An 18,081-nucleotide genomic window follows, 5' to 3' on the forward strand; every position below is an offset into this window, starting at 1 on the left:
TGATTTTTAATTCATTTGCTTATGCGATATTTTTGCCAACAGTATTCCTATTGTATTATGTACTGCCGCATAAGTTTCGAAATGTGATGTTATTAGGAGTTAGTTATTATTTTTATATGAGTTGGAACTATAAACTAATAGTTCTAATATTATCTACGACTGTCGTTTCATATTTTGCTGCGAAATGCATTTCAAAAGGGATAAACCCTAGGCGGGTTTTGATTATAAGTACCTTTGTTTGTCTGGGAATGTTAGGTTTTTTTAAATATTTCAATTTTTTCAGCAATTCTATTACGAGTTTTCTAAGAAATATCTCTTTGCCAGTTTCTGATTTCACACTAGATCTAATTCTTCCCGTTGGAATCTCGTTTTATACGTTTCAGACATTGAGTTATGTTGTCGACGTTTTTAAGGGGCGCATTCCTGCTGAGTCCAACTTCATCGACTATGCTTTGTACGTTTCTTTTTTTCCCCAACTGGTAGCGGGGCCAATTGAAAGGCCAGAGAGTTTAATACCTCAATTTAAAAAAGAGCACTCTTTCGACTACGATAAGGCAGTTTACGGTGCAAAACTCATTGCTTTAGGTGCATTTAAGAAAATTGTAATAGCCGATACTTTGGCGAGTCACGTCAATATGGTGTATAATAACCTTCCTGAGTACAAAGGCTTTTCGATCGTTCTGGCGACGTTTTTCTTTGCGGTTCAAATATATTGCGACTTCTCTGGCTATACAGATATAGCATTAGGCTCAGCTAAGTTACTTGGCTTCGATCTCATGCAGAATTTTAATGCACCTTATCTTGCAAAGAGCGTAAAAGATTTTTGGTCTCGTTGGCATATTTCACTTTCAACGTGGTTCAAAGACTACGTTTATATTCCTCTGGGTGGTTCCAAAGTTTCGTCAGTTCTTCGCTATAGAAATTTGTTTATAACATTTCTGTTGAGTGGGTTATGGCATGGAGCAAATTGGACATTCGTTTTATGGGGAGCTTATCATGGTATATTAAATATAATTGAAGCCCTCTTTCAAAGACGAAGTATTTCTATTAAACTTCCAGTAAGCATAAAAGTTTTTTCAACATTCATGCTAGTTTGTGTGGGGTGGGTCCTATTCAGAGCCAATAAGGTAGACGACGCAGTTTATGTTTTCCAGTATATGTTCGATGGAATCATGTCTCCTATTAATTACCTTGAGCAAGGTTTAATTGATTTACGTCTTACTGAAGTAGATTTTCTATTTCTCATGCTTCCTATTTGCATTCTTCTTGTTGTTGAGATAGCAGGATACTATTGTGATGTGCTTCGATATATTGAGCGACTTGCAATGCCGGTGCGTTTTGCAGTGTATTTTGCATTCGTCTATACTCCGATATTTTACTTTTACTATCAAAATAGCCTGAATGCTCCACAACCTTTTATATACTTTCAATTTTAGGTTGATTTAAGTATGATTTGCGTCGTGATTTTTGCTAAAATGGTTTTAAAATGTAATTGATTTCTTTTATCCAAGATTCAATATTTTTCTTTTGTCTAAATAGAAAACAAGGCCATAGGTTGTCAGCAAGTACAGAGCTGCAGCCACTGCGTAAGATAGATGCTTATGGCTAATAAACTCACTTTGCAGAATGGAAATGCTGGTGCATTCTGCGAGAATAAGCGAAATGGCCAAGGGCCAAAGAAAAACCTTAAAGCCGCCAGTCATGCAGAAGGAACCCGCCTTCATTTTGAATACAATTAGCAAGTATATCAACGAAATAGCTTGGGCAATGCTCGTTGCTAATGCGATGCCATTCACTCCCATTATTTGGGAGAGGTATAGGCTAAGCAGGGTGTTGGTTACTACAGCAACAGCGGCGGCGATCAGCGGTTGGATGGAGGAATTCATCGCGTAAAACGCCTTAGTGATAATTTCTTTTGCGCCAATAAAAATAATTCCAAAAGAATACAGAAGCAGGCAGCTGCTCGTTACATCAAGTGAAGCTTGGTCGAATGAGCCGCGATAGAAGACAAGGTAAATAATTTCTTCGCTAAAGAATAAAATTCCCACCGCGATGGGGATAGAGGTTGCTATCGTAAGTTTTAAGGCTTTCTCCGTATTTGCCGTGAAGGAGAGTAGGTTTTTTTCCCTTATATTGAGGGACAGCTTTGGAAAAATTATCGAAGATAGGCTAAGAATAAAAACACCTATAAACAAAGTGATTATTCTATCTGCATAAGCAAGTGACGAAATCGAGCCCGTTGGGAGTTTAGAGGCAATAACTCGATCAATAAGTCCGTTTGACTGTATAAGAATGAGCGTCGGAAGTATCACGCTCGTAGCTCTTAAGGCATCTTTAGCGACTTCGAGATTCCATAAACCTTTCTTGATGGAGGCAAAATGAAAATGGGGGGCTATTAGATAAAGCAAATAGGCTGCTTGAGCAAGGTATGCAACAGGAGTTGCATAGGCTAGCATATCGCTGTCTGTGTTCTTTGCGGTCACAATGATAGCGATGGTGGCTAGGCTTAACGGAATGCCGATAGCATTCGCACTTAGGTGTTTGTCGTCCGCCTGCTGAAACGCGACGAGAATAGAAGTGAGTCCCACAAACGGAAAAGCTAGAAGTGAAATCCTGGTATAAAAATGGACGGAGGTGAAAAAATCACCACTTGCCCCAGGTGCAATGATCGTAGCGATCTCCCGCGAGTAAATCAGGCCAACGAAAAGACCGAGTGTTGATACAAATAAATAAAAAACTCCGAGCTGAGCAAGAAGGCGAAGTTTGGCTTCCTTTGTCTCAGCATGAGTTGACAAAGGAATGAAGGCCGCAGCCAAAGCGGAGCCCAGAGGGCCAAAGATAAGGAGGGGAATAACGCTAGTTAAGCTGAAGGCGTCTGTTGCTGGGGAAGTTCCGAAGTAGTAGGCCAGCAAAACTTCGCGGGAAAACCCTAGTGCCTTTGAGATGATTGCTAATATAACTACTGCGATTAATGTTTTTTTCAAATCCGTACGTCTCTTGTGATTTTAAAGAGTATAGGCGCAAGCCGTAGCATGTCTATTTTGAACTCGTGTCTAGGTGCGTTGTAGGTGATGGCCGCCGATGCAATTTCTCGAGGACATCTACTTGCTCGGCGCTTGCACTCCTTGAACTATTTCGAGATAATCGGGGGCCTTAAGGAAAGTAACTGCAAGCGTGGACTCTGTTGGGCTGTGGTGAGAGGTTAGTTTGGAATTTGCGAATAAAGTATTGTTGATTACGGGCGGAACTGGTTCATTCGGGAATGCGGTTTTATCGCGCTTCTTAGAAACAGATATTGGCGAAATTCGAATTTTTAGTCGTGACGAAAAGAAACAGGACGATCTTCGAAAGAAATATAAATCTAATAAATTAAAATTCTATATTGGCGACGTCCGTGACTTCAATAGTATCGCAAGCGCTTGTCGAGGCGTTGACTTTATTTTCCACGCTGCAGCTTTGAAACAAGTTCCCTCTTGCGAGTTCCACCCCATGGAAGCTGTAAAAACGAATGTTAACGGAACTGAAAATGTTCTAGAAGCGGCGATTCAAGCGGGAGTCAAAAGAGTTGTCTGTCTAAGTACAGACAAAGCTGTCTATCCTATCAATGCCATGGGAATTTCAAAAGCCATGATGGAAAAAGTTATGGTCGCGAAGTCGCGTGGTTTGAAGGACGAAAATATCGTTATTTCTGGAACCCGTTATGGCAATGTGATGGCGTCGAGAGGTTCGGTGATTCCTCTTTTTGTCGAGCAAATCAAAGCAGGAAAGCCAATGACTATTACCGATCCCCATATGACTCGTTTTATGATGTCACTGGCGGACGCTGTGGATCTTGTATTGTACGCATTCGAACATGCAAAAAACGGTGACATCTTTGTGCAAAAAGCTCCGGCTGCGACAGTAGATGTTCTAGCCAAAGCTTTGCGTGAGCTTCTAGGAGTTCCGCAACATGCGATCAGTATTATGGGTACTCGTCATGGAGAAAAGCTTTACGAAACACTTTTGAGCCGAGAAGAAATGGCCTCCGCTCAGGATCTGGGCGATTACTATCGCGTGCCACCAGATTTACGTGATCTCAATTACGGAAAGTTTGTTGATCAAGGTGAGGTGGCAATTTCCCAATCTGAGGATTATAACTCTCACAATACGGAAAGACTCGATGTTGCGGGCATGAAAGAGCTTTTGTTGAAGTTGGACTTTATTCGTGCCATTCGTGAAGGTCGCGCCGCAAATCCTGAGGAATAATTATGAAAGTGTTAGTGACGGGCTCCCAGGGATTTCTTGGCAAAAACCTTATCGTGAGACTGCGAGAGTTAAAAAAGTTCGAAATCCTCGAGTTTCATCGTGGTGTGGCCGAAAACGAACTGGCAGCGCTTGTTCACAAGGCAGATTTCATTTTTCATTTAGCCGGTGTGAATCGACCTCTTGATGTTAAAGAGTTCTCTGAAGGCAATGCGACGCTAACACAAAAGATCTGTGACTTGGTTGCTCACTCAGGCAAGAAGACACCCATCGTCTACACATCCTCAATTCAGGCGGAAAAGAATAACGACTACGGCGTTAGTAAAAAACAAGCTGAGGATTTTTTATTTGCTTTGCAAAAGCAAGCTCCGGTTTATATCTACAGACTTCCGAATATTTTCGGCAAGTGGAGCAAGCCTAATTACAACTCGGCGGTCGCGACATTTTGCTACAATATTGCTAATGACCTACCGATCACAATTCACGATGAACAGGCCGTAGTGAAACTGGTTTATGTCGATGATGTCGTGTCAGAATTCATTTCGGTTCTTGAGGATTCTTTTTCTGAAAATCCTCCACCGCAAGGTTACCGCCAGGTGGCGCCCGTGTTTACGGTAAAGGTGGGAGAGTTGGCGGAAAGAATCAGAGCTTTCAAGAGCAGCCGCCAAACGCTCGTTACCGAGCATGTCGGAGTCGGACTTGATAGAGCTTTGCATGCAACCTACCTGAGCTTTCTAAAGCCTGAGCAGTTTTCCTATAGTGTCCCGCGGTACGCCGATCAACGGGGTGTTTTTGTTGAGATGCTGAAGACCAAAGAGTCAGGTCAGTTCTCTTTCTTTACTGCAGGACCAGGCATCACAAGGGGTGGGCATTATCACCACACCAAAACGGAAAAGTTTTTGATCTTAAAAGGCAAAGGTCGCTATCGCTTTCGGCATATTGTGACGAAAGAATTTTATGAACTTGATGTCGATGCATCCGAGTCGAAAATTGTAGAAACGATTCCAGGGTGGTCGCACGACATTACAAATATCGGTTCTGACGAGCTTGTCGTGATGTTATGGGCGAACGAGATCTTTGATAGGCAAAAACCCGATACCATCGGGCATGAGGTTTAGAGTGAAGAAAATGAAAGTAATGACAGTATTAGGCACAAGACCGGAGATCATTCGCTTGTCCCGCGTCTTGGCGAAGCTTGATGAATTTTGTGATCACACTCTTGTCCATACCGGCCAAAATTACGACTACGAGCTCAATGAAATCTTCTTCCAAGACTTGGGCGTTCGTAAGCCTGATCATTTTTTAAATGCTGTCGGCGAATCCGCGACCGACACGATTGGGAACATCATAAAGCTTGTAGATAAGGTGATGGACCAAGTTCAACCGGAAGCTTTACTGGTTCTTGGTGATACGAATAGCTGTCTAAGTGTTATCGCCGCAAAAAGAAGAAAGATTCCCATCTTTCATATGGAGGCGGGTAACAGATGCTTTGATCAGCGCGTTCCGGAAGAAACTAACAGACGAATTGTCGACCATACGGCTGATATCAACCTTACTTACAGCACCATTGCCAGGGAATACCTTCTAAGAGAGGGTTTGCCTCCAGACCGTGTGATTAAAACGGGCAGTCCGATGTTTGAGGTGTTGACTCACTATCAAAGCAAGATTGCATCGTCAGATGTTTTACAGCGTCTGGGCTTAACAAAAGGACAGTATTTTTTAGTTAGCGCGCATCGTGAAGAGAACATCGAATCTGACGTGAATTTCGATAAGCTCGTCAAAACGCTAAACTCCGTGGCCGAGCATTTCAACCTCCCTGTGGTTGTATCTACTCACCCTCGAACACAAAATCGCATTAATATAAGAGGAAGTGTTTTTCACGCGAATGTTCGCTTAATGAAGCCAATAGGGTTTTCTGATTACAACAATTTGCAACTGAACGCTCGAGCGGTTCTTTCTGATAGCGGAACAATCACCGAAGAGTCTTCAATTTTGAATTTCCCGGCTTTAAATATTCGTGAAGCCCATGAAAGACCCGAGGGATTTGAAGAAGCTGCGGTTATGATGGTGGGACTTGAGGCGGAACGAGTGCTTCAAGCATTGGAGGTGTTGAACAAACAGCCTTCCGGCGCAGAAAGATTGTTGCGCTTGGTAGGTGACTACTCAATGCCGAATGTTTCCGACAAAGTGGTCAGAATTATTCTTAGTTATACAGACTATGTTAATCGCGTTGTTTGGCGCAAAAGCTAGTTCCGGGTTTTAAGATGAAGGTTTTAGTTGTTAGTCAGTATTTTATGCCGGAAACCTTCATTATCAACGAGCTCGTTGAGGAGATGGAGAAGTTGGGTCATGAAGTTGCCGTTCTCACGGGAAAACCTAACTATCCGGATGGCGCCATCTTCAAAGGTTATCAAGTTTCCGGTGTTCAAACTGAAAAGTTCGGGAAAGATATAGATATCTATCGTGTCCCTCTTCGTCCCCGTGGACGCGGAGGAGCGAAAAATCTTGCTCTTAATTATTTGTCCTTTGCTTTCTTTGCGTCGGTTCTTGGTCCCTGGATCCTGAGAAAACGAAAATTCGATGTTATTTTTGTATTCGCGCCATCTCCGATTACGGCAACAATTCCTGCGATTGTGCTTAAGTTTTTTAAAAGGTCTACTCTGGCTTTATGGGTGTTGGATCTGTGGCCTGAAAGCCTCGTCGTCACGAAATTTGTAAAAAACCGCATCATTCTAAAAGCAGTTGAAGTGATGGTTCGGATTATCTACCGATGTTGTGATCTGATCTTGGCGCAGTCAGAGCGTTTTATTGCGCCTATTAAAAGTCTCGCAGGCGGAACTGAAGTCCTTTATTATCCTAATTCATTTAAGAGAGTTGCAAATCGCGAAATGTTGGCGCTTCCGGATGAAGCGGAGAAAGTTCTTCGTGAGAACTTCTGTGTCGTGTTTGCCGGAAACATCGGCAAGGCTCAGTCTGTGGAGACTATTGTCGATGCAGCAAAATATTTAAAAGATATCAAAGATCTCAAACTTGTCCTGGTGGGGAGCGGAAGTATGCTTTCCTGGGTGCAAGATATGAAGAAAGAGCACCGTCTCGATAATCTAGAATGTTTGGGACGTTTCGATATTAGTTACATTCCAACGATCTACGCTAAATCCAAAGTGCTCATGCTGACTCTAAACTCGGACGAAATATTGCAATACACCTTGCCATGGAAAACGCAGTCGTACATGGCCGCAGGAAAGCCCATCGTTGGCGCCATCGACGGTGAAGGTGCGCGGATTATTCTCGAATCTCAATGTGGTCTTGTAGGGCCTGCCGAGAACGGAAAGACGCTGGCAGAGAATATACGTCAAATGCATGCGATGGCTCCGGAGAAGCTACAGGCGATGGGAACTTCTGGATTCAACTATTTTGAAAAAAATTTCGAAATGGTTGCGCAAGTCAAAAGACTCTTAGGGATTTTTTCAGAGAGAACTAAGTAACAAGCTCTCTCAGTCCTTCTCTTGTTGAATACTTCGCTGTGTATCCTAACTTCTTATTGCTTATGCTACTGTCCATAGCAAGTGAACCGAAAAGCCGTAAAGAGAGTTTTTTTGAGGCCTTGAAAATCAGATTTAATAAAACCGTGGGGATGGAAAAAAGAATGATTTTTCTATCCATGGCTCCCGCGATCTCTTTAACGAGCGTGCTGATCGAAACGGCCTCAGCATCCTGTGGTAGAAGGATTCCAGGTGCCTTCTTTTCGACAGTCAAAGCGATGAAGTGACAGAGATTCCCGACGAAAACGATACTTCTTCTATTCTTCGTATAGTCCAAAGGCAGAAGAGGGCAGAGTTTAATAAGTTTTGCTAAGCTTACGATATTGCCTTTGGCACCTTTGCCGTAGACCATCGGAGGACGAATAATCGACACCGTGAAGTCATTGGATTGCACCGTTAACAAGAATTCCTCCGCCGCTAATTTGCTTCGCCCATAAGGATCATGCGGGTGACAGACGGTCTCTTCAGTAAGCCTTGTTTGATGATCTGTGAGGCTTCCAGAGTCGCCATAAACGTGCGCTGTGCTAATAAAGATAAAATGTTTTACGCCTTCTTGTTTCGCTTTTTCTGCAAGAGCTTTTGTCAATTCATAGTTGACCTTAAAGTACTCTTGCTCGGGAGCGCCTTGCATTTGATGAACTAAGGCCGCACAGTGAACCAGACTGTCATGTCCTGCAAAGGACGTCGATTCTAAGGGAAGTTTGCGAAGATCCAAACAAGTGATGTCGAAGTCATTCCCATGACGCTTTAAAAAATTACTTCCAACAAAACCAGTGGATCCCGTAAGCAGAACTTTTTTAATCATGACATCCTAGTGGCTAACGCCATCACGTTTTAGAACTTTAAGTACTGTAAGAAAAAGAATTTTAATATCTAAAGAGACAGAGTAATTCTCGAGGTAATATTTATCAAATTCAACTTTCACCGGTATGGGCAGCTCATCTCTGCCGTTCACTTGAGCCCAACCTGTTATACCAGGCTTCAGCTTTTGAACTCCGTATTGTGTGCGGAGATCGCGTAGGTCATCTTGATTGAACAATGCTGGTCGAGGGCCAACGAAGCTCATGTCTCCTTTTAATACTGATAACAACTGTGGTAGTTCATCCAAACTTGTTTTGCGAATGAAGCCGCCAATAGGTGTCAGGTACTGTCCTGGATCAGTCAATAGATGCGTGGCCACTTGTGGGGTGTCTACTCGCATGGATCTAAATTTCGGCATCAGAAAAATTTCGTTATTCTGTCCAATTCTTTTTGACCAGTGAAGCGCGGGCCCCTTCGAGGTCAGCTTAACGGCTAGAAAGACTATTAATAAGGGAACTCCTAAAAGTGCGAAGGCAAACGCACATAATACTAAATCCAAAAAACGTTTTTTTTCCATGATCTGTCGAATATGTCCTATATATTTTGGTTAAGCGAAATTTGACTATGTCACGACTGAATGGGTTATTTTGCTCAGTTTTTCCACCACGCGACCGGGGCCGATAAGTACATTTGAGCCTACAACTACTCCGCCACACGCTATAGCGCCTTGGCTCATATGCGAAAAATCACCTATTTCGCAGTCATGGTCGATTATCGCGCCGGTATTGACGATGACGCCACGTCCGACCTTTGAACTTGCCCCTAGAAACGATTTCGCTCCAATCAGGGTGCCAGCTCCCACGGAAGCGGTTGGTGACAGGCATGCCGTTGGATGGGCGATCCAAGGTAGGGTGTGGTTGTTGTCCTCAAGGATTTTGTACCACAGTCGGCGTTTTTCATTATCGCCAATGGCTACGAAAGCTGACTTTACAGATGGAAACTTTGCGTAAAGATTCGTTAAAGAGTTAAACACCGGACACCCGAGAAACTCACTGCTTTTCGGAACTTCATCAATGTATCCTACGATGTCCCATCGTTGTGTTGCGACTAGTGCATCTGTGACGACTTTCGAGTGTCCCCCGCAGCCGACAATAAAAATTTGCTTGTTCATCATGATCCCTCAGCGAGAAAAGACTACATGCTGCTTAGAGTATGCGTCAATATGGGAACGGTGATGTGCGGGCTTGTTGATGTGCATCTTTCCCTATGTCATGATGGCGTATTCACTGTACAAGGGTCAATTTACGATGTTTCTTAAAATTGCAGCGCTTCCCAGGAAAACTAAAATTCTGATCATGCTTTTATGTGACGTTGTGCTGCTTCCGCTGGCTCTCTATTCGGCGATATCTTTAAGATTTGGTACGTTTTACCCGGTGGTGTCATCCTACTATTGGCTGTTCTTCTTGCTTCCCTTTCTTACTGTTCCTATTTTTATTCGTGTCGGTCTTTATCGAGCAGTGATTCGATATATGGATGACAAAATCATTGCCACAGTTTTTTACGGTGTGACCCTGTCTGTATTTATGCTGACCGCTGCGGTAGTTATGGGCCGTGTAGAAGGTCTTCCGCGCTCGTCCATTGTAATTTATTGGATCATCGCAATAGCGTACATCGCTTCTAGCCGTTTTATGGCTCGCGGAGTTTTACGTTCACTCGAAAGACGAACGGACCGACGCCAGAAAGTGGCGATTTACGGGGCGGGAAGATCTGGTCTTCAGACAGCACTGGCTTTGATGTCGAGCCCGGAATTTTCTCCTGTCGCTTTTTTCGATGATAATGAAGATTTGCACGGAACTAATGTCGCCGGGATTCGTGTCTTCAACCCCGCCGATGCACTTAAAATTATGGCCGAGAGGGACTGCTTTCAGTTGCTTATTGCCATGCCTTCTGCGACTCGTTCACGACGTCGTGAGGTGATCCAGAAATTTGAAGGAAAAGATATTCAACTAAAGACGCTTCCAGGTATGGGTGAATTGGTAGATGGTCGCGTTCGCATCGAGGATATTAGGGAAGTGGGCGTTGAGGACTTACTGGGAAGAGATCCAGTGCCGCCGTATTCGGATCTGCTGTCGGCTTGTATCAAAGAAAGAGTTGTCTTAGTCACCGGCGCTGGAGGATCCATTGGTTCTGAGCTTTGCAGACAGATTGCTATAAACTCTCCGTTGTCGTTGGTGCTTTTCGAACAAAGTGAGTTTGCCCTTTATAAGATGGAGCAGGAGCTGCACAGGCATCATCCATTTTTAAAAGTTTACTCTGTTCTAGGTGACGTGCTGAATCGTGAGCACTTAGACAGAGTGATGAAAAAGTATAAGGTTAACACTGTTTATCATGCTGCTGCCTATAAGCATGTCCCTCTTGTTGAAAGTAATATCATCGCCGGTGTCCTGAATAATGCCTTTGGTACTTGGAACGCTGTCTCGGCCGCTATTAGTTCACATGTTGAAAATTTTGTTCTAATTTCAACAGACAAAGCGGTCCGCCCGACAAACGTGATGGGAGCGACAAAGAGGCTGGCCGAGTTGATTCTTCAAGCAATTTCAGAAAGCGGTTCTTCGAAAACTCGAGTAACGATGGTCCGCTTCGGTAACGTCTTGGGTTCTTCCGGTTCTGTTGTTCCTCTTTTCAAAGAACAAATTCGCGCCGGCGGTCCCGTAACCGTAACTCATCCAGATGTGACGAGATATTTCATGACCATCCCTGAAGCCGCCCAGCTTGTTTTGCAAGCCGGAGCCATGGGGAAGGGGGGGGATGTCTTTGTCCTTGATATGGGCGAACCTGTAAAAATCGCTGATCTCGCACGAAAAATGATCGAACTCAGTGGTCTTGAGGTCCGAGATCCCGCAACAGGCCAGGGTGATATCTCCATCGAGTACGTGGGAATGAGACCTGGCGAAAAGCTCTACGAAGAGCTTTTAATTGGTGAGAACGTCGAGGGCACACATCACCCTCGCATCATGCGCGCAGTGGAAGGCATGATAGAATCCGTGATCCTATTTCCTAAGCTTGAAAAAATGAAACAAGCTTGCACTGCCGGAGACGTAGAGACTGTCAAAGCTTTACTGATAGAACTAGTTCAAGAATATCAGCCGATGATCGAAACGGGTGAAAAGGTTCATTAGAATCTTACCCGCACCCCAATGCCGACGTCCAAATCGACATCCGTTTTGGGCGCTAGATCCAGGGCTGCAGAAACCTCACCAAATACTTCTAAATTTGGATTGTTGAAATTATACAGAAGACCCAAGGGGGCTCGTGGCCCGATCGCGATGTCGCCGTCATATTTGCCGTCTTGGATGGTGATAATTCGTACTCCCAATCCGTAATACATTTCCAAGGGGCCTTCGGAAGTGCTAAAAGTCCGAGCCCGATCCCACAAATAGGTTCCGTGAATGTGCAATCCTTCATAATGACTTGAAGAGAAAGCAAGCGCTCCTTCAAGAGAATGGCTGTTGTCTAATCCGACGCGCCCTGAAACTCCCGTCGGGTCGCCTATCACGATGCCAATCCCTGCATCGGCGTAAGCTTTATAGGTTAGAAACGTCGTTAGTAGCACAAGTAGAACAAAGAACTTCATCATGATGTTCGCCTCCACATCTCCTATTATGCCAAAAACGTGGAAAGGAGATAGGAAATCTGGCTCTGTGTTTCATACAGAGTTTTTGACTAGAGATTTGACAAAAAATGAAGAATTTTAATGCTAATTGTTCTTAATGATTACGAGACTTTCTTTCGACGAAAGTAAAATAACAGCACAATTCCTAAGCACATCATAGCTGAACCCGAATATTTCCAGATGCGCCCAGGATCTTGATTCACAGACAAAACAGAAGCCTTCACAATCCCACTCGGCCCTTCCTCAAAACTTGCCTGATAAATATAAAACTTTTTATACTTCAAAGGCTCATTCATTGAAATAAGCGCCTTATTTCCACCATCATAATGAACAGCACTTTGATAAGCCATCGCTCTCATCGTGCCCGGATAATCGGTTTTCTTAAATTCGTCGAGTGAGATTTCAAAACCTAAAGGCAATCGACGATTTTGATAGGAAACCAAATAAACGCGATTTTCAGTGAAGACTTTGACGTAATCATTTAAGAACAAATAACTTTCTTGTCCGTTGTAGCGGACGCGAAGTGAAGGGGAGCTTCCAGGGACAGGATGATCCAATCGAGTCACATCATATTTTTGCACAGCTTTAGGTAAATAGCGAAGGATGCGAAGTTGCAATCCCATCCATCCGGTTTCAACCAGATCCCCTTCTTTAGCAGTACCTTGTTTAAAAGGTTTTGTTTCATCTTTTCCATAAAGCGCGTAGTTCAAAGAGCCTTTTTCAGTGATATTGAAGCGAATCTCGTTGATGGTGGGGTTGCGATCCCAGAGTCCTCCCAGCGTAATTAAGACGGGACCCACTTGAGCTTCTACTTTTTCGAAAACATTTCTTTGAACTAGCCAGTCCACTTGACTGACGTTGGGATTTGCCAACTGAAATCGAACCGCCGCACCACTTTGAGGTTGAGGCGAGGCTTCCACCTGAAGTTTGGGAACAGAATAGGGAATGGATTCTAGAATCTCAAAATTAAGATCGCGGCTCTTAATTAAAACCGGCTTATCCGTCGTGACCGGATTTTTTAAGAAGTTCACTTCCTCGGTATAGATCTTTTCATAATCTGAACCGTCAGGGGAGCGATAGACCACGAGGTCTGTGTCCTGCACAGTCACTTCTTTTACGGGGCCGTCTGTCTTTGAAAGACGAACGGTGCCATCAACTCCAAAAAGCTGGGTCAGTAAAGAGCCATAAATCAAGATGATGATTCCGACGTGAGCAAAGATAAAAGAGGCGTGACGGGGCTTCCACGGCCAACGGTCGATAATCACGGCGATAAGGCTTATCACCAAAGCGCCCATAGCAATATACATCCAGACGGAAGCATAAACTAAGTTCTTCGCCGTCCACGCATCGTACTTCGACTCAACGACAGTGCCGATCGCAATCAACACGGCGATGGAGGCAATGATTAAAACTGCAAGCTCCATCGACGCTAATTTTTTTATAACTTTACGATACCAAGGCATTACTTCGCGGTTTTCAATTCTCTTCTAAGTTCGGCGACAAGCTTCTGACCCTCGCGTACTTTTTCAATTGAAAGACCCAAGACGCGAGCGGATTCCTGCGGAGCATGGAAGCCCGAAGAGTTTTCGGCCTCCACGAAGTCAAACAAGAACTGAGCTTGCTTTTGTAAATCTCGAGCGTCAGCCAATTTCTTATTCGGAGTCTTAGTTAAATCAATATCTTTAAATTCTTTAAGATCCTTGATGTAGTCGACCAATGCATCAAACGCGATATTACGAAGCTCCATATGACGATCTTGAATAGTTTCAGCACGCGCCTTCAACTCGCCCTCAGGAACATTATGGCAAGTCTGGCAGGCTTTATTAATATTCAAAAGAGGACTTTGCACATGATGGTTTGTGATCTTCATCGCACCCACGCGCTCATAAGGCATGTGGCAATCTACGCAGGCGACACCGGCACGAGCATGAGTGCCTTGATTGAACATTTCAAACTCAGGATGTTGGGCTTTTAAAACAGAAGCGCCAGTTTCCGCATGCACCCAATCTTTGTGGCCGTCTTTTTTATAGTACTCCAAAATCTGATCGGCTTTAAGGCCGTCCGCCCAAGGATAAGTCAGGCGTTTATCTGCCCCTTTAAAATAGTACTCAACGTGACACTGGCCGCACACGAAAGTGCGCATTTCCTGACGAGTGGCCATTTTATTCACGTCGTATTCTTTGATACCTTGAGTGGCTTTAAACGCGCGAATACCTTCGATGAAGGCGGGACGAGTCACACGCAGTGACATTGTTGAAGGGTCATGACAGTCGATGCAAGAGACGGGGTGATTGACAGAATGAACGATCTCTTTATAAGGAATCTTATTCATCTCTTCAAAACCCTTCGTGATATCGCCATCACCTAATTTTTTATAAAGCACATAAGTCGAAGCATGACAGTTCAAGCACGTGCCTGGTTGCTTCGTAACATTCTGTCTTTCCGTAAAAATTTGATCCGAAAGCATGTAAGCGTGTCCGCGTTCTTCGCGGAAGTCTTTTGAGAATGCATAGCCCGCCCACATGATTTTTAATCGCGGATCTTCATCCAGCTTTTGTTGGGATACGGTATCGCGCGGATCTAGTTCTGTAGGCACGTGAGGAAATGCCTCAGAACCACCGTACTTGGTTCTTCGCATATCGGCCGTGCGAAGGTAGGAATCATATTGATGAGGAAAGTTCTTTCCCCAGATCGCTGGATCATCCATGTCATCAGTGATTTCAACAACGCGATAGAAGACATTTTTCGCTTCCGTTTTGCGCTCAAAGATATTCACTAAAAGAGCCGTCAGTAAGACAGTGGCAATCGCAGCTCCTCCGACAGCTAGAAAAATCCCTTTTGATTTTGTCATAATGAACTCCTATTTCACGTGTCCAACGTTGCGGTGACAATGCAGGCAATTGGTCTCTTCATTGATATTTTTTCCTCCATGATTCATCGCTTGAACCATGGGCTGATGACAGCTTAAGCATGAGCTTTTAACGACTTTCAGGCTGTGCTCACGAATACGAATGGGATCGGGGAAGTTTTGCAAAGTAAATGCCGCCGAATGGTTGAAGCCGTTCAAAGCTTTCACCGCGTATTTGCCGACGATGTTGTGCGGAAGGTGGCAGTCATTGCATTTTGCGACGTGGTGATGTGTGCCTTTAATCCATGAGTCCATATTTTCGTTCATAATATGGCAATTCACGCAGGCCTTGGGATCATCCGACATATAAGAATAACCCTTGGCGTAAATGAACGAGTAGCATCCCAGTCCTAGGACGACTCCAAAAAGAATCAAAAATACGACGTTCAGTTTACTCATGGGGTTCAATGCTCCTATAAACAAATTCACATCATTCTTAATAGGTTTTCAATATGAAAATGTCCTAGGACGGTCTGCAATATGACAGATGTTTGTTAGGAGTTGATTCTCAAATCTAAACACTGAGTTTATTTTCCTCGACCGACAGAAGTAAATCTTTAACATCCTCTACCTTGGGAGTATTCTTAACTAAGGCCCTTTAGAACATCCTTAGGCAGAGGCTTTCATGAAAATATACTCAGACATCACAAAGACCATCGGACAAACTCCACTGATTGAAATGCAAAGAATCGGGAAGGGGCTTCCGGGGCGACTTCTTCTTAAACTTGAATTCTTCAATCCCCTGGGGTCTGTGAAAGACCGTATTGGTCTTGCGATGATCGAAGATGCTGAGCGCACGGGAAAGCTTAAGCCGGGGATGGAGATCTTAGAGCCCACTTCCGGGAACACCGGGATCGCCTTGGCCTTTGTTGCCGCAGCGAAAGGATATTCCATCACGCTGGTGATGCCTGAAACAATGTCTCAAGAAAGACGAACACTCTTGTTGTTACTTGGTGCAAAAATCATATTGACTCCGGGCCCCCTCGGCATGAAAGGGGCCATCGCAAAATCGATGGAACTTGCAGAAAAAAATCCCAATGCCTGGACACCTCGACAGTTTGATAACCCGGCAAATCCAGAAATTCATAAGCAAACAACGGCGAATGAAATCTGGAATGACACAGACGGGGGAGTTGATATCGTCGTGAGCGGTGTCGGAACTTCCGGAACCATTACTGGCGTTGGGCAAGTATTAAAATCGAAAAAGCCTTCAGTAAAAATGATTGCCGTAGAGCCTGTTGAAAGCCCTGTGCTTTCCGGAGGTAAGCCAGGTCCTCATAAAATCCAAGGGCTCGGCGCCGGATTTGTTCCCAGCGTGATGGATCGATCGATCATGGATGGCGTGGAACAAGTGTCGTCTGAAGAATCCATGAAAGTTGCAAGAGAAGTAATAAAAAAGGAAGGTATTCCGGTTGGAATTTCTTCAGGAGCAGCTATTGCTGCGGGACTTCGCTTGGCGCAAAAGGAAGAAAATCGCGGAAAGAACATCGTCGTGATTGTTCCTAGCTACACAGAAAGATATCTATCGACAATGCTTGCTGAACAAGAAAGACAAGAAGCGCAGTCGCTTCAAGTTACGACGGTGGATGAAAGCTATTTAAGTCGGGTGAAATAGAGAATGGTTCCATACATCATACCTACGAAAGAAAAAGTCCTTCTGAAAATCGGAGAAGCGCAAAACCTGCCAGCTCCGACTTCAGAGTTCGATATTTTCGTATGGAATGTGTATAAGGGACAAAAAGCCCATATCTTTGAAAAAGACTTTCGTAAACTAGGGGAGGGAAAAGACTTTATCCTTCTTCAAGAAGCCTTGGTCGATGATAAAATGCCGAAGATCTGGCAACAGGATTTTGCTACTTACGAGTGGCATCTTGCTCAAAGCTTTCACTACAAAAAAGATTTAAGAAGTACGGGTGTTGCTATCGGAGCAAAACTTCCACCTGCATCCGTCGATTTTATCCGAGCAAAAACCAGAGAACTCTTCTGGCTAACTCCAAAGCTGACTCTTTTTAATGAATACGATTTCGGCGGAACGAAAGCTCTTTTCGTCTGCACACACGTCCTTAACTTCGTTACTCTGAAAGCCTTCACAGCTTCCCTGTATGAAATCGCCGCGAAAATGAGTGAATTCAAAGGTCCAATTGTTCTCGCGGGTGATTTCAATACCTGGAACGTAAAACGCTATCTGATCATGAAAAGTATTTTCAGAGATTTAAACTTAGAACATTTGGATCTTGAAAACGACGGACGTCTTTTAAAACTCGATCACGTTTTCGTCAGAGGCTTTGACGTTATCAAAGCGCAAGTGCATCACACGATTATCAGCTCAGATCATTTTCCATTAGAGATTCGTTTGAAGGTCGGCGATCCTAATAAACCCACCGATCCGAATCTTATCTTGCAGCCTTAAAGACTATTGCTGCTTTGCCCACGCATAAACGGAATCAGGCGAAAGACCCAAAGTGCCTTCAAGGTGCCAGTAATTCTTCGGCCATACTTGCTTATTAAACTTCATAGGATGAGTGGGGATATTTAAAAGCTTCCCGATAAGCTCTGTGCAGTAAAGAGCATCGTCCGACCAAGAATACCAAAAATCAAAAGGAAGACCCATGTAGGGCTTTACTTGTGAAAGGCGTACGTGTTGTGGGATCTCGATGACTTCCGCGATCACTCCACGGTGTTCAAGGTCTTCCCAAGAAACGATCGCCACACCCTCACCAGGGTAAGCATTCAGCCACTTGTCGCCGATATCATCAAATTGGATAGCCGTGTGCGCGAATCTACCGCCGGGTTCGTACTGCACCAAACGACCGTGACGATCGTAAAGCTCTAAAAACGCGATACGAGTTTTTGCAAACGAAGAAGAAACGGCTAGGAAAAGAAGAATGAATAGAGCAAAACGCATGCAGGGGTTT

General features: G+C 44.2%; 17 protein-coding genes. 8 read left to right on the plus strand and 9 right to left on the minus strand.

The genetic code is table 11. The features are described 5' to 3' along the window. Window positions 1-1,436: MBOAT family O-acyltransferase (locus AZI87_RS17270; RefSeq protein WP_063209657.1), on the plus strand; the 1,436-nt coding region annotated here is incomplete at its 5' end. A 66-nt stretch (window positions 1,437-1,502) separates the two neighbouring features. Here AZI87_RS17270 and AZI87_RS17275 read toward each other — a convergent pair. Continuing rightward, the gene (locus tag AZI87_RS17275) at window positions 1,503-2,984 is read right to left on the minus strand and encodes a lipid II flippase MurJ (protein WP_063209659.1); all 1,482 of its coding nucleotides are present in this window, start codon (window positions 2,982-2,984) and stop codon (window positions 1,503-1,505) included. Window positions 2,985-3,207: 223 nt separating this feature from the next. Here AZI87_RS17275 and AZI87_RS17280 point away from each other — a divergent pair, with 223 nt between their 5' ends. From AZI87_RS17280 to AZI87_RS17295, 4 genes are read left to right on the plus strand one after another with little or no spacing between them, the layout of a single operon-like run. Beyond that, on the plus strand, window positions 3,208-4,245 hold the full coding sequence (locus tag AZI87_RS17280) for a polysaccharide biosynthesis protein (RefSeq protein WP_063209661.1): 1,038 nt from the start codon (window positions 3,208-3,210) through the stop codon (window positions 4,243-4,245). 2 nt (window positions 4,246-4,247) lie between these two features. Continuing rightward, window positions 4,248-5,360 (plus strand): UDP-2-acetamido-2,6-beta-L-arabino-hexul-4-ose reductase, encoded by a 1,113-nt coding sequence (gene wbjC, locus AZI87_RS17285; RefSeq protein WP_063209663.1) that lies wholly within the window; start codon window positions 4,248-4,250, stop codon window positions 5,358-5,360. Between the two features lies 1 nt (window position 5,361). Further along, on the plus strand, window positions 5,362-6,492 hold the full coding sequence (wecB, locus tag AZI87_RS17290) for a non-hydrolyzing UDP-N-acetylglucosamine 2-epimerase (RefSeq protein ID WP_063209665.1): 1,131 nt from the start codon (window positions 5,362-5,364) through the stop codon (window positions 6,490-6,492). Next, a complete protein-coding gene (locus AZI87_RS17295) occupies window positions 6,477-7,727 on the plus strand; it encodes a glycosyltransferase family 4 protein (protein WP_253696976.1) in 1,251 nt (416 codons plus the stop codon). Before wecB ends, AZI87_RS17295 begins: the two co-directional genes overlap by 16 nt. Here AZI87_RS17295 and AZI87_RS17300 read toward each other — a convergent pair. From AZI87_RS17300 to AZI87_RS17310, 3 genes are read right to left on the minus strand one after another with little or no spacing between them, the layout of a single operon-like run. Further along, window positions 7,720-8,589 (minus strand): NAD-dependent epimerase/dehydratase family protein, encoded by an 870-nt coding sequence (locus AZI87_RS17300; protein WP_063209668.1) that lies wholly within the window; start codon window positions 8,587-8,589, stop codon window positions 7,720-7,722. The two genes, AZI87_RS17295 and AZI87_RS17300, sit on opposite strands and share 8 nt — an antisense overlap. Window positions 8,590-8,595: 6 nt before the next feature. Then, complete coding sequence (locus AZI87_RS17305; RefSeq protein ID WP_063209670.1) at window positions 8,596-9,162, minus strand: sugar transferase; 567 nt, start codon at window positions 9,160-9,162, stop codon at window positions 8,596-8,598. Window positions 9,163-9,207: 45 nt separating this feature from the next. Then, on the minus strand, window positions 9,208-9,759 hold the full coding sequence (locus AZI87_RS17310) for an acetyltransferase (RefSeq protein WP_063209672.1): 552 nt from the start codon (window positions 9,757-9,759) through the stop codon (window positions 9,208-9,210). 181 nt (window positions 9,760-9,940) lie between these two features. On the opposite strand from AZI87_RS17310, the gene AZI87_RS17315 reads away from it, so the two are divergent. Then, window positions 9,941-11,764, plus strand: a complete 1,824-nt coding sequence (locus AZI87_RS17315; RefSeq protein ID WP_253696978.1) for a polysaccharide biosynthesis protein — start codon at window positions 9,941-9,943, stop codon at window positions 11,762-11,764. On the opposite strand, the gene AZI87_RS17320 is transcribed toward AZI87_RS17315, so the two are convergent. The 4 genes from AZI87_RS17320 to nrfH all read right to left on the minus strand — a co-directional run bounded on the left by AZI87_RS17320 (window position 11,761) and on the right by nrfH (window position 15,565). Next, window positions 11,761-12,237: a hypothetical protein gene (locus tag AZI87_RS17320; protein ID WP_253696979.1), complete on the minus strand. Its 477-nt coding sequence runs from the start codon at window positions 12,235-12,237 to the stop codon at window positions 11,761-11,763. The genes AZI87_RS17315 and AZI87_RS17320 overlap by 4 nt on opposite strands. A 122-nt stretch (window positions 12,238-12,359) precedes the next feature. Further along, window positions 12,360-13,682: a cytochrome c biogenesis protein ResB gene (locus tag AZI87_RS17325; RefSeq protein ID WP_253696980.1), complete on the minus strand. Its 1,323-nt coding sequence runs from the start codon at window positions 13,680-13,682 to the stop codon at window positions 12,360-12,362. Window positions 13,683-13,720: 38 nt separating this feature from the next. Beyond that, window positions 13,721-15,109 (minus strand): ammonia-forming cytochrome c nitrite reductase subunit c552, encoded by a 1,389-nt coding sequence (locus tag AZI87_RS17330; RefSeq protein WP_063209678.1) that lies wholly within the window; start codon window positions 15,107-15,109, stop codon window positions 13,721-13,723. Between the two features lie 9 nt (window positions 15,110-15,118). Continuing rightward, on the minus strand, window positions 15,119-15,565 hold the full coding sequence (gene nrfH / locus AZI87_RS17335) for a cytochrome c nitrite reductase small subunit (RefSeq protein WP_253696981.1): 447 nt from the start codon (window positions 15,563-15,565) through the stop codon (window positions 15,119-15,121). Between the two features lie 226 nt (window positions 15,566-15,791). Here nrfH and cysK point away from each other — a divergent pair, with 226 nt between their 5' ends. Both cysK and AZI87_RS17345 read left to right on the plus strand, forming a co-directional pair. After that, the gene (gene cysK / locus AZI87_RS17340; RefSeq protein ID WP_063209682.1) at window positions 15,792-16,781 is read left to right on the plus strand and encodes a cysteine synthase A; all 990 of its coding nucleotides are present in this window, start codon (window positions 15,792-15,794) and stop codon (window positions 16,779-16,781) included. A gap of 3 nt (window positions 16,782-16,784) precedes the next feature. Continuing rightward, the gene (locus tag AZI87_RS17345) at window positions 16,785-17,576 is read left to right on the plus strand and encodes an endonuclease/exonuclease/phosphatase family protein (protein ID WP_063209684.1); all 792 of its coding nucleotides are present in this window, start codon (window positions 16,785-16,787) and stop codon (window positions 17,574-17,576) included. A gap of 3 nt (window positions 17,577-17,579) precedes the next feature. On the opposite strand, the gene AZI87_RS17350 is transcribed toward AZI87_RS17345, so the two are convergent. Then, window positions 17,580-18,071, minus strand: a complete 492-nt coding sequence (locus AZI87_RS17350; RefSeq protein ID WP_063209686.1) for a hypothetical protein — start codon at window positions 18,069-18,071, stop codon at window positions 17,580-17,582. Between the last annotated feature and the right edge of the window lie 10 nt (window positions 18,072-18,081).

Origin of the sequence: Bdellovibrio bacteriovorus (assembly GCF_001592745.1) — a bacterium.
Taxonomy (GTDB): domain Bacteria; phylum Bdellovibrionota; class Bdellovibrionia; order Bdellovibrionales; family Bdellovibrionaceae; genus Bdellovibrio; species Bdellovibrio bacteriovorus_B.

Excerpts from the sequence above, each read along its gene's own strand:
- wbjC (WP_063209663.1), top strand. The coding sequence starts at position 4,248 with ATGAAAGTGTTAGTGACGGGCTCCCAGGGATTTCTTGGCAAAAACCTT.
- AZI87_RS17300 (WP_063209668.1), bottom strand. The coding sequence starts at position 8,589 with ATGATTAAAAAAGTTCTGCTTACGGGATCCACTGGTTTTGTTGGAAGT.
- AZI87_RS17305 (WP_063209670.1), bottom strand. The coding sequence starts at position 9,162 with ATGGAAAAAAAACGTTTTTTGGATTTAGTATTATGTGCGTTTGCCTTC.
- AZI87_RS17310 (WP_063209672.1), bottom strand. The coding sequence starts at position 9,759 with ATGATGAACAAGCAAATTTTTATTGTCGGCTGCGGGGGACACTCGAAA.
- AZI87_RS17315 (WP_253696978.1), top strand. The coding sequence starts at position 9,941 with ATGCTTTTATGTGACGTTGTGCTGCTTCCGCTGGCTCTCTATTCGGCG.
- AZI87_RS17325 (WP_253696980.1), bottom strand. The coding sequence starts at position 13,682 with ATGGAGCTTGCAGTTTTAATCATTGCCTCCATCGCCGTGTTGATTGCG.
- AZI87_RS17330 (WP_063209678.1), bottom strand. The coding sequence starts at position 15,109 with ATGACAAAATCAAAAGGGATTTTTCTAGCTGTCGGAGGAGCTGCGATT.
- nrfH (WP_253696981.1), bottom strand. The coding sequence starts at position 15,565 with ATGAGTAAACTGAACGTCGTATTTTTGATTCTTTTTGGAGTCGTCCTA.
- cysK (WP_063209682.1), top strand. The coding sequence starts at position 15,792 with ATGAAAATATACTCAGACATCACAAAGACCATCGGACAAACTCCACTG.
- AZI87_RS17345 (WP_063209684.1), top strand. The coding sequence starts at position 16,785 with ATGGTTCCATACATCATACCTACGAAAGAAAAAGTCCTTCTGAAAATC.
- AZI87_RS17350 (WP_063209686.1), bottom strand. The coding sequence starts at position 18,071 with ATGCGTTTTGCTCTATTCATTCTTCTTTTCCTAGCCGTTTCTTCTTCG.